10 protein-coding genes and 2 tRNA genes are annotated in these 15434 nt (G+C 44.6%); 2 read left to right on the top strand and 10 right to left on the bottom strand.

Translation table 11 applies throughout. The features are described from left to right. The first annotated feature begins 210 nt into the window (after nucleotides 1-210). Complete coding sequence (locus tag ACYQ5K_RS03535; protein ID WP_459777267.1) at nucleotides 211-1080, top strand: hypothetical protein; 870 nt, start codon at nucleotides 211-213, stop codon at nucleotides 1078-1080. 263 nt (nucleotides 1081-1343) lie between these two features. Here ACYQ5K_RS03535 and ACYQ5K_RS03530 read toward each other — a convergent pair. Then, nucleotides 1344-1416 (bottom strand) — tRNA-Gly (locus tag ACYQ5K_RS03530). Nucleotides 1417-1676: 260 nt separating this feature from the next. Here ACYQ5K_RS03530 and ACYQ5K_RS03525 point away from each other — a divergent pair. After that, a tRNA-Gly gene (locus ACYQ5K_RS03525) sits at nucleotides 1677-1749 on the top strand. A 189-nt stretch (nucleotides 1750-1938) separates the two neighbouring features. Here the strand turns inward: ACYQ5K_RS03525 and ACYQ5K_RS03520 are convergent. The 9 genes from ACYQ5K_RS03520 to secD form a co-directional block, all read right to left on the bottom strand. Further along, entirely contained in the window at nucleotides 1939-3108 is a 1170-nt protein-coding gene (locus ACYQ5K_RS03520) for a M20 metallopeptidase family protein (RefSeq protein ID WP_459777266.1), read from the bottom strand. 139 nt (nucleotides 3109-3247) lie between these two features. Continuing rightward, the gene (gene aspS / locus ACYQ5K_RS03515; protein WP_459777265.1) at nucleotides 3248-5047 is read right to left on the bottom strand and encodes an aspartate--tRNA ligase; all 1800 of its coding nucleotides are present in this window, start codon (nucleotides 5045-5047) and stop codon (nucleotides 3248-3250) included. A gap of 30 nt (nucleotides 5048-5077) precedes the next feature. After that, on the bottom strand, nucleotides 5078-6349 hold the full coding sequence (hisS, locus tag ACYQ5K_RS03510) for a histidine--tRNA ligase (RefSeq protein ID WP_173688375.1): 1272 nt from the start codon (nucleotides 6347-6349) through the stop codon (nucleotides 5078-5080). Then, nucleotides 6334-7833 carry a coproporphyrinogen dehydrogenase HemZ gene (hemZ, locus tag ACYQ5K_RS03505; RefSeq protein ID WP_173688376.1) on the bottom strand — a complete coding sequence of 500 codons (1500 nt, stop codon included), beginning with the start codon at nucleotides 7831-7833 and terminating at the stop codon, nucleotides 6334-6336. Before hemZ ends, hisS begins: the two co-directional genes overlap by 16 nt. 12 nt (nucleotides 7834-7845) lie before the next feature. Beyond that, the gene (locus ACYQ5K_RS03500; RefSeq protein ID WP_173688377.1) at nucleotides 7846-8469 is read right to left on the bottom strand and encodes an MBL fold metallo-hydrolase; all 624 of its coding nucleotides are present in this window, start codon (nucleotides 8467-8469) and stop codon (nucleotides 7846-7848) included. 6 nt (nucleotides 8470-8475) lie between these two features. After that, nucleotides 8476-10800, bottom strand: coding sequence for a RelA/SpoT family protein (locus tag ACYQ5K_RS03495; protein ID WP_173688378.1), 2325 nt, complete (start codon nucleotides 10798-10800; stop codon nucleotides 8476-8478). Nucleotides 10801-10819: 19 nt separating this feature from the next. Further along, the gene (locus ACYQ5K_RS03490; RefSeq protein WP_173688379.1) at nucleotides 10820-11344 is read right to left on the bottom strand and encodes an adenine phosphoribosyltransferase; all 525 of its coding nucleotides are present in this window, start codon (nucleotides 11342-11344) and stop codon (nucleotides 10820-10822) included. A gap of 71 nt (nucleotides 11345-11415) precedes the next feature. Next, nucleotides 11416-13176, bottom strand: coding sequence for a single-stranded-DNA-specific exonuclease RecJ (gene recJ, locus ACYQ5K_RS03485; protein ID WP_459777264.1), 1761 nt, complete (start codon nucleotides 13174-13176; stop codon nucleotides 11416-11418). Nucleotides 13177-13255: 79 nt separating this feature from the next. Further along, the gene (secD, locus tag ACYQ5K_RS03480; protein WP_173688381.1) at nucleotides 13256-15421 is read right to left on the bottom strand and encodes a protein translocase subunit SecD; all 2166 of its coding nucleotides are present in this window, start codon (nucleotides 15419-15421) and stop codon (nucleotides 13256-13258) included. Nucleotides 15422-15434 lie beyond the last annotated feature (13 nt).

Genomic DNA, 15434 nt, shown 5'->3' with positions numbered 1-15434 from the left:
CTCCTAATCTCTATAGTAAATCCATTTTATTCTAGCACTTTTTTGTGAATATTCAAAGAACTTTCTTGACATCTTTTGAGGACGTGATAACATTATAAATGTATGATTCTATGTATTTAAGTACGTGAATGTTAAACATAAGTTTTAACATTTACATCATTTAATAAGGGAGTAGATACATATTAAAAAACCAAAGAGGAGAGATAAATCATGCAGTGCCCGATTTGTAAAAAGGATCTTGAGATCAAGAACAAAAAAGTAGGCGAAAATGAAGCCGGTGAAGCAATCTACAATGAATTCGCAATCTGCCGCGACTGTAAAAAGCAGTGGAATTTAGATAAACAGCGTGAAAAGAAGAAAAAGCTTGCAAAAGAAGCATTGGCTGAAAAAACAGTTGAATCCGGTAAGGCTGCCGAAAAGCCACACAAAAAGCGCCCGGCTGCCGAAGGAGAAAGAACTTCTGCCGAACGTCCAGCCCAGCCAAAGAAAAAACGTCGGGTATCTCCGGAAAACGCCGAAACGCGGACCGCTTCTTCTGCTAATCCGGAAGTACCGGCTCATCCGAAGAAAAAACGTCCGAACCCGGCTGCTGAAGGAGAAAGACCGGCAAGAAAACCTCGTCCGAAGACAGAAGGTTCTTCCGAAGGACAGCCATCCAGACCGCATCCAAAGAAACGTCCTGTTACTTCAGACCGTCCACTTCTCAAATATGCAGAAGGTCAGGAAGAAAGCCGGGAAGAAGTTCGTCCACGTCCGAAAAAGAAACGTCCGGAAGAGGCCAAACCGGTACATGCAATTGACAATTCCAGCACACGTATCATTTCTGATGAAAAGGATGAACTTAAAATTACAGCACCTGATCTTTCCACTCCAGAGGAGGAAAAAGAACAGACCTATTCTAATATTCCACCAAAGCATGTCCGTGAAAAACGTGAACAGGAGATGCGTGAGAACTATCAGAATATGTTAGACGAAGAAGATGATGATGAAAGACATTTTCCTGTTGTCCTTGTTGTAATCCTTATCTTCCTGATCATCGCAGCTGCTGCATTTGCAGGATACTGGTTCTTCCTGAAATAAAAAAGAATAGTTATGATGAAAGACTGGCTCGATGCCAGTCTTTTTTACGTTAGTAATGAGCCAGGGTTTCGTGTGAGCACGAACCCCTGGCGAACGTACACCATCTCGCTTAGCAGCTCGATGATGTACATTCGCCAAATACAGATTTTCACACCTATGCAGATCCTTGTGCAAGCACAAATCTGCATAGGTGTGAAAATCTGTATTTGGCTCATTGTATGCACAAAAAAGAACCACACGCAACATGTAGTTCTTAATTCAAGAGCGACAGACGGGACTCGAACCCGCGACCTCCACCTTGGCAAGGTGGCGTACTACCAACTGTACTACTATCGCATTCAGTATTTGTTGTTCATCAGAACAATAAATACTATACAATATATCTATCAATTGGTCAAGTATATTTTCATTTTTATGTGTCGGACTTTTTCATTCATCTTCATATATTATTCTGTTAAAATTATTTTTTGTCTGATTAACAGAAAACTTATTGAATCTTCGTAAAAAGTAGAACAAAATTTCTTCATTTTTTCGTTGACAATTCCTTCTTTGTACGGTATAGTAAATATTGTTCTGATGAACACAACTTAACAAATGCGATAGTAGTACAGTTGGTAGTACGCCACCTTGCCAAGGTGGAGGTCGCGGGTTCGAGTCCCGTCTGTCGCTCTTTGTGAGACTTATGATTTTCATAAGTCTCTTTTTTCATTCATGTAAATTTCTGATTAAACTTTTATTTAAACCAAAAGACTCCATTTGTCAGAGTTGTGCCAGATACACGAAAAGGGATCATCTTTCACTTTTTGCAAAAGCCTGATCCCTTCTTTTCATTTATTCTAACCTTATAGATCTTCTCTTCTATTTTGCCAGCCAGTCCATTGCAATCTTCGCATACATGGCTGCGCCAAGCGGTAATGCTTTTTCATTAAACAGAATCTTCGGATTATGCTGTCCTTTCCATTTACTCTGATCTTCCACTCCGGCTCCGATAACAAAATAACTTGCCGGTACTTTTGCTGAAATCACTGCAAAGTCTTCGGATCCCATGACATGGAATCCACCGTTAATCGTTGTTCCCGGATTCTCAAGAGACTCAACACTTTTAATATACTCTGCATTCAGTTCTTCATTGCAAGTTACACTCGGAACATTGCTGAGTTCTTCAATTTCACAAGTAGTACGATAAGCTGCTGCAACAGCCGGAACAATTTCATTGATCCTCCGAATCAGCATCGTCCTTACTTCTTCATTAAATGTCCTTAGTGTTCCCTGAAGCACGCAGCGCTCCGGAATTACATTTGCTGCATTGCCAGCTGTAAACTGTCCAATCGTAAGTGCTGCCTCTGCTGATGGTGGACATTCCCTGGCGATCAGTGCCTGAAGAGCATGATAAACTTCTACACCAGCGTTGATCGGGTCAATACAGCCCTCCGGTGCAGAACCGTGTCCGCCACGTCCTGTAAGGGTGATTTTAAAGCCATATACAGACGCCATGGCTTCCACACCATATCCAATCGTTCCATATGGAATTGCCGCAAATACATGCGCTGCAAAGGCAGCATCTACATGCGGATTCTCCAGGACTCCTGCTTCCACTGCTGCTTTCGCTCCGCGGAAGGTCTCCTCACCTGGCTGGAACAATAATTTGACTACGCCCGGCAGTTCTTCTTCATGTGCCTTTAAAATTTTTGCCGCTCCAAGAAGGATCGTAGCGTGCAGATCGTGTCCACATCCATGCATGCATCCGTTCTTTGATGCAAATTCAAGTCCCGTTTCCTCTTCTACCGGAAGCGCGTCCATATCACTTCTAAGAAGAAAACATTTATCCCCTTTTCCGATCTGTGCGATAATCACTGAGACCTCAGGAAATACCTTGTATTCTACATTCATCTCATCCAGACGTTTACTGATATATTCCACAGTCTTCGGAAGTTCCAGATCCGTCTCCGGAATCTGATGAAGATCCCTTCTCCATTTCACAAGCAGATCATTGATCTCATTCGATTCTTCTAAAATTTTATGTGCCATATATCCCATCCTCCTTTTATTTCAACTACCTTTATTATAGAATTTCGTTATAAAAAAAGAAATGAACATTTCTTCACTTTAACAGGCAATTCTGTCTTATGTGAAAAAATGTTCATTTTAAAAAATTGAATTATAAAATTTATTCAACGTCCTCTGTCTGCTCTTCCAGCTCCAGTCCAAGCTCTTCCAGCTGCTTCGGATCAACTCTCTCCGGTGCTTCTGTCATCAGGTCAGATGCATCTTTTACCTTCGGGAATGCGATCACGTCACGGATGCTGTCCTGTTTTGCCATCAGCATAACCAGACGGTCAAGACCGTAAGCAAGTCCTGCGTGTGGCGGCACACCATATTTGAATGCATTCAGAAGGAATCCGAACTGTTCCTGTGCCTGTTCTGGTGTAAATCCAAGGACTTCAAACATCTTGCTCTGGATCTCCTGGTTGAAGATACGGACACTTCCGCCTCCGATCTCGTTACCATTCAGAACGATGTCATATGCTTTTGCACGGACTCTTCCCGGATCACTGTCGATGTACTGAAGGTCTTCTTCCATCGGCATGGTAAACGGATGATGCATTGCTGTGAAACGGTTCTGTTCATCACTCCACTCAAGAAGCGGGAATTCTGTGATCCACAGGAATTTGTATTCATTCTTATCAAGGAGTTCCATCTGACGGGCCAGCTCCAGTCTGAGTGCACCAAGAACATCCCATACAACTTTATTCTTATCTGACGCAAAGAGAAGAAGGTCTCCGTTCTCTCCGTCCATCGCCTTAATAAGTGCTGCATTCTCTTCTTCTGTCATAAATTTTGAGAAAGAAGATTTGACCGTTCCGTCTTCATGGATTGCAATATAAGCAAGTCCCTTTGCTCCATAACCTTTTGCAAAATCAACCAGCTTGTCGATCTTCTTTCTGGCCATGCCGCCCTGTCCTTTTGCGTTGATACCACGGACAGTTCCACCTGCTTCGATCGCATTCTTAAATACAACAAATTCACTGTCTTTTACAGTCTCTGTCACATTAACCAGCTCCATACCGAAACGGATATCCGGTTTGTCAGAACCGAATCTGTCCATTGCTTCCTGCCAGGTCATCCTCTGGATCGGGAGCTGCACATCGATATCCAGTACTTCTTTGAACAGATGTGCAAGCAGTCTCTCATTGATATCAATGACATCATCAACATCTACAAAAGAAAGTTCCATATCCATCTGTGTAAATTCCGGCTGACGGTCTGCGCGAAGGTCTTCATCACGGAAACATTTTACAATCTGGAAATAACGGTCATATCCGGAGCACATCAGCAGCTGTTTGAAGATCTGCGGTGACTGCGGAAGTGCATAGAAGCTTCCCGGATGGATACGGCTCGGTACCAGGTAATCTCTTGCACCTTCCGGTGTACTCTTGATCAGGAACGGTGTCTCGATCTCAAGGAATCCTTCTTTTGCCATGAACTGACGTGCGAGGGTAGCCACACGACTTCTCATCATCAGGTTTCTCTGGATGTCCGGTCTTCTAAGATCGAGGAAACGGTATTTCAGACGTACTTCCTCTTTTGTCTTTGAATTCTCTTCGATCGGGAACGGAGGTGTCTCAGATTCAGATAAAATTCTGAGTTCTTCCGGTTTGATCTCAATCGCACCTGTTGCAAGATTTTCATTAACTGCACCGGAACGTTTTTCAACAGTTCCCACGATTGCTACAACAAACTCACTTCTCAGCTTTGCTGCCTTCTCAAGAAGCGCTTTATCTGTACTTCCCTCTTCAAAAACAACCTGGATCAGTCCGGAACGGTCACGTACATCTACAAAAACCAGTCCACCTTTATTTCTGTTCTTCTGTACCCATCCCATGATGGTTACTTTTTCACCGATGTTTGCCTCTGAAAGCTCTGCACACCGGTGTGTTCTTTTCAATCCTGTCATTGACTCTGCCATTCTAATTTATCCTCCTGCGTTTCTCTTTCCTTATAAATCCATAACGGAATCTTTGTAGCAGTCTGTGATATCTTCATATCCTTCTGCGATCAGCTGATCCTTCTGGAATTTCTTGTTCTTCTTCATATTGACCACCAGAACCTGTTTCCCGGCTGCGCGGTCAGCTTTTGCCATCTCAAGTACTTTGAGGATGCCTTCCTTGTGCATATTCTTTTCAAGAAGATATGCTTTTTTCTGGCGCTTGGAAGGAATCTCATATCCATTTTCCAGAAGCAGCATGACAATACGCTCAAATCCGATTGAGAATCCACATGCCGGTGTGTCCTGCCCTGTGAATTTACCGATCATCTTATCGTAACGTCCGCCACCTGCAACAGAGCCGCCGAATTCATCCATCGTTACTTCAAAAATGGTTCCTGTATAGTAAGATTGTCCACGTACCAGCGTCGGATCAAATTTTACTTTGAAATCTGCCTCTTTTGCACTTTCTACGCTGGAAATGATCATTTCCATGCTGTCAGCTGTCTTCTCATCAAGGAATCCTGCCAGCTTTTCTTTGCAGAAACGGATTCCGTCAACATCCGGGCTGATCTCATCAAAGAGTCCAAGATAAGTATCTACATTTTCTTTTGTATAACCCATCTCAACCAGTTCTTCGCCTACACCTTCTTTGCCGATCTTATCCATCTTATCAAGGATGATAAATACTTCGTCGAAATCTTCTTCCTTAAATCCACTGAATGCAGCCATCGCCTTTAAGATATTACGGTCATTGATACATACCGTAAAATTGTGGAAGTCCATCTTTCCAAGCATGGTCGTGGTTGCAAGGATCAGTTCGATCTCTGCAAGATTACCCGGCTCACCTAAAATATCGATATCGCACTGCATGAACTGACGGAAACGTCCTCTCTGTGGACGGTCTGCTCTCCATACATTGCCAATCTGAAGTGCCTTAAACGGTGACGGCAGTTCATTTGCATGATTTGCATAGTATCTTGCAAGCGGAACTGTCAGGTCATAACGAAGTCCTCCGTCTACCAGATCGATCTCTTCTTTTGCCTCAGCAATTTTCAGTTTTTCCCCTCTCTTCAGAATCTTGAAGATCAGTTTTTCATTGTCACCGCCCTGTTTGCTGCACAGGTTCTCAATGTGTTCCACACACGGTGTCTCTATGGAAGTAAATCCAAATGTCTTATAGGTATCCTTGATCATCTGGATCACATAATCTCTGATTTCCATTTCTTTCGGGAGCATGTCTTTCATGCCGGTAACCGGTTTTTTCTTTAATGCCATAACCATTCTCCTTTTCGCTCTATCATCTCATCGATACGGGAAATATATTCTCCCACATCCCTGACATTTTCTATTCTTATCAGATTCGTCATCCGCCCGTTTTTACTTCCAGGCGCCGGAATCTCATACGGAAGCACCACCTTAGTCGATGCGCCTGCACCGGCAGCAACGATGGACTGCTTTTCCTCCATAATCAGTATATTGTAAATTCCCGCTTTGTCAACCTTTGCGTAACCTACATTTTCAAAATTTCCTGCAATATTCTTCTGTCTGTAGAGATAATACGGATAAAGCCCCATCTCACCGGCCGCCTTACGTGCCATATCGATCATCTCTTCCAGCTCTCTTGCCATCTGTTTGTAATTCTGTTTTTCTGCGCTTGCAGCCCGTTCGCGTGTCAGTCTCGAACCATGTTTCATTGCAAGTGCATGGACCGTCAAACTGTCCGGTGCAAGCTCTTTGATCTGGCGAAGAGTATCTTCCATCTCCTCCGGATGTTCTCCCGGAAGCCCTGCGATCAGATCCATATTGATATTGTCAAATCCCAGTTCTCTTGCCAGATGGAAAATGCGGACTACATCCTCCACTGTGTGACGTCTTCCGATCACATCCAGTGTCTTCTGCTGCATGGTCTGCGGATTGATAGAAATTCTGCCAACTCCATGCTTTCGGATCACTCGCAGCTTGTCCTCAGTAATGCTGTCCGGTCTTCCGGCTTCAATCGTATATTCTTTCAGATGTTCAAAAGAAAAATGTTCTTCCAGAAAACTCAAAACCCGGTCCATCTGCTGTGCACCCAGGGTTGTCGGCGTACCGCCTCCCATATAAATCGCATTAAGATGCTTTTCTTTTGAAACCTCCGCAATAAATGCAAGCTCTTTTAAAAGTGCATCTACATATTCATCCATCCGGTCCTGCCATTTTGCAACCGGATAAGAAGTAAAGGAGCAGTAACTGCAGGTTGTCGGGCAGAACGGAATTCCGATATAAAGGCTATATCCATTTTCATAATCCAGCTTGTCAAGCTGGGCTTTTTCCCGCTTTGCGATCTCAATACCAAGCCTTGCTTTCTTCATGCTTACCACATAGGTATCATGCATATACCGTATGATTTCTTCCTCAGAAGAACCTTCCTCCAGTCTTTCCATGATCATCTTTGTGGGGCGGACACCTGTCATATTCCCCCATGCATGTTCTTCTCCGGTCTTTTTGACCAGGGTCTGATATAATTTTTTATTGATATAACGCTTTTGTTCTCTTTTTTCGCTGATGTCTGCGATTTCAGCCTCCCTGCAACGAAAAAAGGTCCACCGGACCTTTTTATCACATGCCTGCTCTTCCAGATCCGGTTCCTCTTCTGCGGTCATCTCGATCAGAAGTTCCTGCTCTGGATCTACCTTCTGGCTGATCTCGGCATCAGGAAGAAATGACTTTACGATATGATACATGTCGTAGGTGAAACGTTCATTTTTACAGCTGATCCGAATCATTTTTCTGCTCCTCTACACATACGGGTTGTTCACTTTTTCGTTGCCAATCGTTGTTGCGCCCATATGTCCCGGGAATACCTTTGTTTCATCCGGAAGCAGGAACAGCTTTTCCTTGATCGAACGAATCAGTGCAGAAGTGCTGCTGGTTGCAAAATCACTTCTTCCGACTGAACAACAGAACAATGTATCTCCACTGAAAAGTACTCCCTCTTTTTCTACATAGTAGCATACGCCGCCCTGGGTATGTCCCGGTGTATGGATCACCCGGAAATCTTCTCCGATCAGATGAAGCACATCTCCATCATGGATCACTTCTCCACCCGGGTAGCTGTAGCCATTTGTATATACCGTTGACTCATTCATAGACGGTGTGTGAAGAAGCTCCAGATCGGATTCTTCTACATAAACCGGCATTTTCCCATACCGGTCGATCACTTTATCGATTCCCATGATATGATCAAAATGCGCATGAGTCAGAAGAATTGCCTTAATTACAAGCTCTTCCTCTTCGATATAACCGATCATCGCTTTTGACAGGTTTGCCGGATCAACGATCACGGTCTCTTTTGTTTCTTCATTGGTAACAATGTAACAATTGGTACTGATAATTCCTGTTACAAATTTTTCGATTTTCATTTCTTTTTACCCCACTGCTCGTTCTATATCCAGCACGCCGACGATCTGCCGGAGCTTTCCGATCACTTTTCCAAGCTCCTCTCTTCCCCGGACAATAAATCCGGCTTCGATTGTTGCTGTTCCCTGTTTGCTGGTTCTTACATTCATAGACTTCACATCAATATTCATCTCCGTGAACACCTTGGACATATCCATCAGAAGTCCCTGCCTGTCATTTGCATACATCTTGATCTCAGCCAGATAGCTTCCGGTATCTGTACCTTCCTCCGGTTTTTCCCATTCTGCCGGGATCAGACGCGCTCTTTCCGCTTCTGACAGATGAATGATATTGACACAGTCCGTCCGGTGGATCGACATTCCGCGTCCACGGGTGATAAAGCCAACGATCTCATCTCCCGGCACCGGATTGCAGCATCTGGAAAAACGCACTGCCATATCGTCGATTCCCTTGACCACAATACCACTCTTGGATCTGGTGATATGCACCTTGTTCTTTGCCGCTTCCGCAACCTTTTCCAGAACACTTTCGTCGGTCAGTTCTTTTCGGTGATCCTTACTGTATTCTTCCGCAAGACGGTTGACAATCTGCCCTTCCTTCAATCCACCATGCCCAAGTGCTGCAAGGATCGAATCCCAGTCCTTAAAGCCGTACTTTTCCTGCACGATCTGCATATATTTCGGTTTCATCAGATCCGAGAGTACAAATCCTTTTGCCTTACAGTAAATGGCGAGCATTTCCTTACCACGTACAATATTTTCTTCTTTGAATTCTTTCTTAAACCACTGGTTGATCTTGTTCTTCGCCTGGGTACTCTTGACGATACTCAGCCAGTCACGGCTCGGTCCTTTGGAGTTCTGCGAAGTCAGGATCTCGATTCGATCCCCGTTCTGGATCTTGTAATCGATATTGACCAGCTTGCCATTGACTCTGGCACCTACCATCTTGTTGCCGACTGCAGTATGGATCGCATAGGCAAAGTCAACCGGCGTAGAACCGTTCGGCAAATTCTTGACATCTCCGTTCGGTGTAAAACAGTATACATCCTCTGCAAAAAGATCCAGATCTCCTTTCAGAAGATTCAGAAATTCCCGGTTGTCTGACATGTCTCGCTGCCATTCCAGGATCTGACGAAGCCAGCTCAGTTTCTCTTCTTCCTTCGCTTCAACGCTCTTCTTTCCATCCTCGGACTCTTTATATTTCCAATGTGCCGCAATACCGTATTCAGCAGTTTTATGCATCTCTTTTGTACGGATCTGGATCTCAAACGGCTGACCGATCGAGCTCATCAGAGTTGTATGCAGAGACTGGTACATATTTGCCTTCGGCATTGCGATATAGTCTTTAAAGCGTCCCGGTACCGGTGTATACATCTCATGGATAACTCCAAGCGCCGCATAACAGTCTTTTACAGAATCTACGATAATACGGACTGCAAACAGATCATAGATCTGATCCACCGTCTTATCCTGGTTCACCATCTTTTTGTAAATACTGAAAAAATGCTTCACGCGTCCGTTCACTTCTGCATCAATGTTCGCATTCTTCATATGTGTGGAAACCTCATCCACAATCTGCTGGACAAATTCTTCCCTTTCCGTCTTCCTTGCATTGATCTGCCTTACCAGATCGTTAAAGACCTCCGGCTGGGAATATTTGAGTGCCAGATCATCCAGCTCTGTCTTGATCTTGGAAATACCAAGCCGCTGTGCGATCGGAGCATAGATATCCATGGTTTCTTTTGCTTTTTCCAGCTGCTTCTCCGGTCGCATATACTGCAGGGTACGCATATTGTGCAGACGGTCGGCAAGCTTGATGATGATAACACGGATGTCCTTTGCCATCGCAAGGAACATCTTACGAAGATTCTCAGCCTGCACCTCCAGCTTATCTGCTGAATAGGAAAGCTGTCCCAGCTTTGTGACACCGTCTACCAGAAGCGCCACCTCATCTCCGAATTCCTGACGGATCTCTTCGTCCGTCATCACCGTGTCTTCAACCACATCATGAAGGATGCCGGCAACGATCGTCTCTTTGTCCATCTCCAGCTGTGCCAGAATGATTCCAACCCACAGAGGATGGATAATATACTGCTCTCCGGATTTCCGTGTCTGCCCTTTGTGTGCATCTCTTGCAATGTGATATGCTTTTTCGATCATAGAGACGTCCGCCGAAGGATGGTACTTTCTGACTCGCTCGATCAGACTTTTATAGAGCAGTTCCGGATTCTGATAATCTTCCACATCCTTTACCGCATGACCATCTACGATCTCCAGTTTTTTATGTGTTGGTTCGATCAGCATCTCCTGCTGGATTCCGATATCATCTGCCATAGCCTTCCCTTCCTTCTCATTAGTTTCCCGGATACTGGATCACCGAGTCTACTTTGTATCCTTTCAGTCTTTCCCGTCCTTTTAAGCCCATCAGTTCGATCAGGCAGAGAACTTCTACAACCTCACCGCCAAGTCCTTCGATCAGTTTGATCATCGCTTCTGCCGTACCGCCTGTTGCCATCAGGTCGTCTACGATCACAACCTTGTCTCCCGGTTTGATCGAACGCTTGTGGATCTCGATCTCTGCACTTCCATATTCCAGATCATACTTGATCGATGCTGTCTCGCAAGGAAGCTTTCCTTTTTTACGGATCGGCACAAATGCCTTATGCAGATTATATGCAATCGGCATTCCGAAAATAAATCCTCTGGACTCCGGCCCGATCACGATATTGAAATCCACACCGTCAAGCTTATCCTGCAGTTCCTGAATGGAAAGCTGAAGTCCCTCCGGATCTTCGAGAATGCTGGTTACATCTCTGAAAATAATTCCTTTTTCCGGATAATCCGGAATGCTGACAACATATTCTTCAAGTTTTTTCATCTTTCTTCTCCACCTTACCTACAAATATATACAATATCTATTAGTATAGCATAAAATTGCTGTTTTTCAAATTATTTATAATTTTGGATCACAATCTGTGGTGTACGGACTCCCTGATACTCATTGATATCCGGATAATAGGTAAATGCCATAACAATTCCATGCCCGTGTCCGCGCAGCAGACACTCACAGGCAATATCTCCAAATTTTTCACGCACATATTCCACAAAGGTATTCACATCTCCAAAATATATGGCATCCATCCTTGTACCGTGAAGATCCTTCACCTGCAGCTTCAGCACATTTTTATTCTTACCAAGGATTCTCGCACTTTCCACCTGTACCTGTCTTTCCGCAAAGACCGGACGTGCATTTCCTTTGCCAAACGGTTCCAGAACCGCAAGCTCTCCGATAAATTTTTCATTGACACATTCAAACGGGAGCTGCATATCTATGGCAATCTTTTCATTCAGATCCTCTGGTGTGATCCCGGATTTTTCGTTGATCTCCTTACGGAACTGTTCCAGATTCTCCTCTGGCATGGAAAGACCTGCCGCCATCTTATGCCCGCCGAATTTTGACAACAGATGCTTTACACGGTTCAGTCCTTCATACATGTGCCATGTCTCGATCGATCTTCCTGAGCCCTTTAAACCTTCCGCACCCTTCGTCAGCACAAAGACCGGACGGTAATATTTTTCCCGGATCCTTCCTGCCACGATCCCGGCAAGGCTTTCATGACATTCCGGCAGGTAGACCACCAGCACGTCTGCATCCTTAAGTTCACTGTTCTCCACCTGGATAAACGCCTCTTCTACCGCCTGCGCCGTCATATCCTTCCGGCTGTCATTGAGTGCTTTCAGATCACCTGCCAGCAGATCCGCCTCCGCCACTTTCTTTGCCTCCAGAAGCTCCAGGGCACGCTTTGCCGTATCCAGTCTTCCACTGGCATTCATACACGGACCGATCACAAATCCAATGTGATACGGAGACAACTTATCTACATTCACACCAGTACATCCCATCAACGCCTTCAGGCCCAGATTCTCCGTCCGTTTCAGCATATCCAGTCCCTGTTTTACGAAAATACGGTTTTCGTCCACCAGATCCATAACATCACCGATCGTTGCGATCGCCACATTTTCCATCAGATAATCTGCATCTTCCGCATCCTTTCCCATAGCTTCCATCAGAGCCTCCACCAGCTTGTAAGCAACCGCAGCCCCGCACAGACCTTTGAACGGATAAGTACAGTCCTCCTGCTTCGGATCCACAACCGCATCTGCCTCCGGCAGAATATATCTTCGTTCCCCACCAATTTCCGTATATGGGACCTCATGATGATCCGTCACCACAACTGTCATTCCCATACTTTTTGCATAGGCGATCTCCTCTGCTGCCGCAATCCCGTTATCACAGGTAATGATCGTATCCACGTCGGCCTCCAGCGCCCGGTCGATCAGATTCCGGTTCAGGCCATACCCGTCCTTCATACGATCCGGAATGTCACTGTCCACATCAGCTCCGAGCATCCGGAATCCCTCCAGAAGAATATAGGTCGACTGGATTCCATCAATATCATAGTCTCCGATGATCCTGATTTTTACATTTTCTTTTATCTTTTCTCCAAGAACCGCTACTGCCTTGTCCATATCCTTCATCAGCATTCCATCGTACAGATCGGCGATCGTACCGTTTAAATATTTCTCGATCGCATCATCCCCGATCACATCCCGGTTTCTTATCAAAGAAGCCACTCGCGGACTGATATGGAATTTTTCACTGATATGCTGAAAATCCGCTCCTTTTCTCAGAAGTACCCAGTTCTCCATCTTCTCTTTTCCTTTCTTTGGTAGTCAGATAATACAAAGATGCCGGAGGATTCTCCCCCGACACCTCATTTTCTGTCAGTTATTTCTTTTTCGCTGCTTTTTTGCCGCTGATTTTTGTTTTCATTACATACCATAATGCACCTGTGATACATACAGATGAATATCCACCACCTGCAATACCAACCATAAGCGGTGCAGCAAATTCTTTGATCGAACTTACGCCCAGAATATACAGAACAGCTACCATAACAAATGTGGTAAATGTAGTATAAATACTTCTTGTCAGTGTGTAAGTGATACTTCTGTTGACAACATCCTTCAGATCATCATTTCTCTTCATCGTGCGAAGTTCTTCACGGATACGGTCAAAAATAACGATCGTTGCGTTGATAGAATATCCGAGGATTGTCAGCATACATGCGATAAATGTATTACCTACAGAAGTTCTTGCAACCGCATAGAATGTAAGGACAAATAAAAGGTCATGCAAAAGTGCAAGAACCGCACTGGATCCAAAACGTACATCTTTGAACCGGAACCAGATATAGATCAGCATACAGATTGCAGAAATAATAACTGCAACGATCGCATCCTGCCTCATTTCAGAACTTACAGTAGAACTGATATTCTCAGCCGTGATCGTAGATGCATCTACGCCGAAGTTCTCTGCAAGTGCATTGTTCAGCGCCTCTCTTTCATCCAGACTCAGTGTCTGTGTCTTGATGATGATCTGGTTGCTGTCTTTTACTTTCTGTGCCTGTACATTGTGATCGCCGGTTGTCTCTTCTACAACCGGAACAATCTTGGAATCAATCTCTTTGATCGAATAATCTTTGTCAAATGTTACAGTTGTTGAAGTACCACCTTTGAATTCCAGGCTGTAATTTAACGCACCGTTTCCTTTGGAAGACTGAACTCCCATCGTGATCAGACCAGCTGCGATCACAGCAATGGAAATCACAAAGAAGATTGCTTTCTTTCCAAGGAAATCGATCACCTTTCTCTCTTTTTTGAACTTCTTTGCGTAGAACTTTACATCACGAAGCCCGATTGCGTACAGAGAGAAAATGATCACTCTTGTGATGACAAGAGCAGTAAACATAGATACTACGATACCAAGCGCCAGTGTCTGTGCAAATCCTTTTACAGAACCGGATCCCTTGAACCACAATACAGCTGCGGCGATCAGAGTTGTCACGTTACCGTCAACGATCGCAGACATCGCTTTGTGGAAACCATTCTTCAGGGAAGTCTTGACGCTGATACCGGCTGTCACTTCCTCACGCACACGTGCAAAAATGATAACATTGGCATCCACCGCCATACCGATTCCAAGAATAATACCTGCAATACCCGGGAGGGTAAGCGTGATATTGAATGCATTTAAAAGGATAAGAACCAGCCCTGTATAAATCAGAAGTGCAAGCCCTGCCGCAAGACCCGGAATCAGGTAAACAATACACATAAATACAAAGATGATCGCAAGTCCGATCGCACCGGCCATTAAACTTGTTCTGATAGCATCTTCACCAAGCTGTGCCGCTACAACATTGGAACGGAGTTCTTCCAGTTCCAGCGAAAGACCACCTATTCGGATGGTAGAAGCAAGATTGTCTGCCGCTTCATAGCTCTCCATACCGGTAATAACGGCTTCTCCGCCTTCGATCGCCTGATTAACTCTTGGTGAACTGATTGTCTGTCCATCATAAATAATGGAAATCTGTTTTCCTACATTTGCTGCTGTTGCTTCTGCAAATTTGGTTGTTCCTTCTTTTGTAAGTTGCAGAGCTACAACATATTCTTTGTTCTTAGTCGTAGAGTTCTCCTGTGTCTGAGCCTCTGCATTTTTAACATCTGTTCCTTCAAGAACGGTATTGCCATCTGCATCCTGAAATACCAGTGATCCTGGTTTGCCAAGTTCTTCCAGAACTTTATTGGCATCAGATACACCCGGGATCTCGATGTTGATCCGGTCATCCCCTTCCTGATATACACTTGCTTCTGTACTGTACTGCTCTACACGCTTCTGCAGCTTGTAGATCGTATCCTTCATATCTTCTGCTGAAGGATTCTTGTCTTTCGTCTGATAGGTAATGCTGACACCACCGGCAAGGTCAAGACCAAGATTGATATTTCTTGCGGAACCTGTGTGGGAGGAACCAAATCCCTGCCAGCAGGTAAATCCAAGAAGTCCTAAAAGTGCAGCAATCAGAACAAGGCTTACTATTCCTTTACTCTTCTTCATGTCCAAGTCCCTT

This window comes from Allocoprococcus similis (genome assembly GCF_054660775.1).
Note: the sequence above shows the minus strand (reverse complement) of the source record. Positions and strands in the feature narration are given on the sequence as shown.

What these genes read in the sequence shown, in the direction of transcription:
- recJ (WP_459777264.1), bottom strand. Translation starts at nt 13,176, where the DNA reads ATGGAGAACTGGGTACTTCTGAGAAAAGGAGCGGATTTTCAGCATATC.
- secD (WP_173688381.1), bottom strand. Translation starts at nt 15,421, where the DNA reads ATGAAGAAGAGTAAAGGAATAGTAAGCCTTGTTCTGATTGCTGCACTT.
- ACYQ5K_RS03535 (WP_459777267.1), top strand. Translation starts at nt 211, where the DNA reads ATGCAGTGCCCGATTTGTAAAAAGGATCTTGAGATCAAGAACAAAAAA.
- hemZ (WP_173688376.1), bottom strand. Translation starts at nt 7,833, where the DNA reads ATGATTCGGATCAGCTGTAAAAATGAACGTTTCACCTACGACATGTAT.
- hisS (WP_173688375.1), bottom strand. Translation starts at nt 6,349, where the DNA reads ATGGTTATGGCATTAAAGAAAAAACCGGTTACCGGCATGAAAGACATG.
- ACYQ5K_RS03495 (WP_173688378.1), bottom strand. Translation starts at nt 10,800, where the DNA reads ATGGCAGATGATATCGGAATCCAGCAGGAGATGCTGATCGAACCAACA.
- aspS (WP_459777265.1), bottom strand. Translation starts at nt 5,047, where the DNA reads ATGGCAGAGTCAATGACAGGATTGAAAAGAACACACCGGTGTGCAGAG.
- ACYQ5K_RS03490 (WP_173688379.1), bottom strand. Translation starts at nt 11,344, where the DNA reads ATGAAAAAACTTGAAGAATATGTTGTCAGCATTCCGGATTATCCGGAA.
- ACYQ5K_RS03500 (WP_173688377.1), bottom strand. Translation starts at nt 8,469, where the DNA reads ATGAAAATCGAAAAATTTGTAACAGGAATTATCAGTACCAATTGTTAC.
- ACYQ5K_RS03520 (WP_459777266.1), bottom strand. Translation starts at nt 3,108, where the DNA reads ATGGCACATAAAATTTTAGAAGAATCGAATGAGATCAATGATCTGCTT.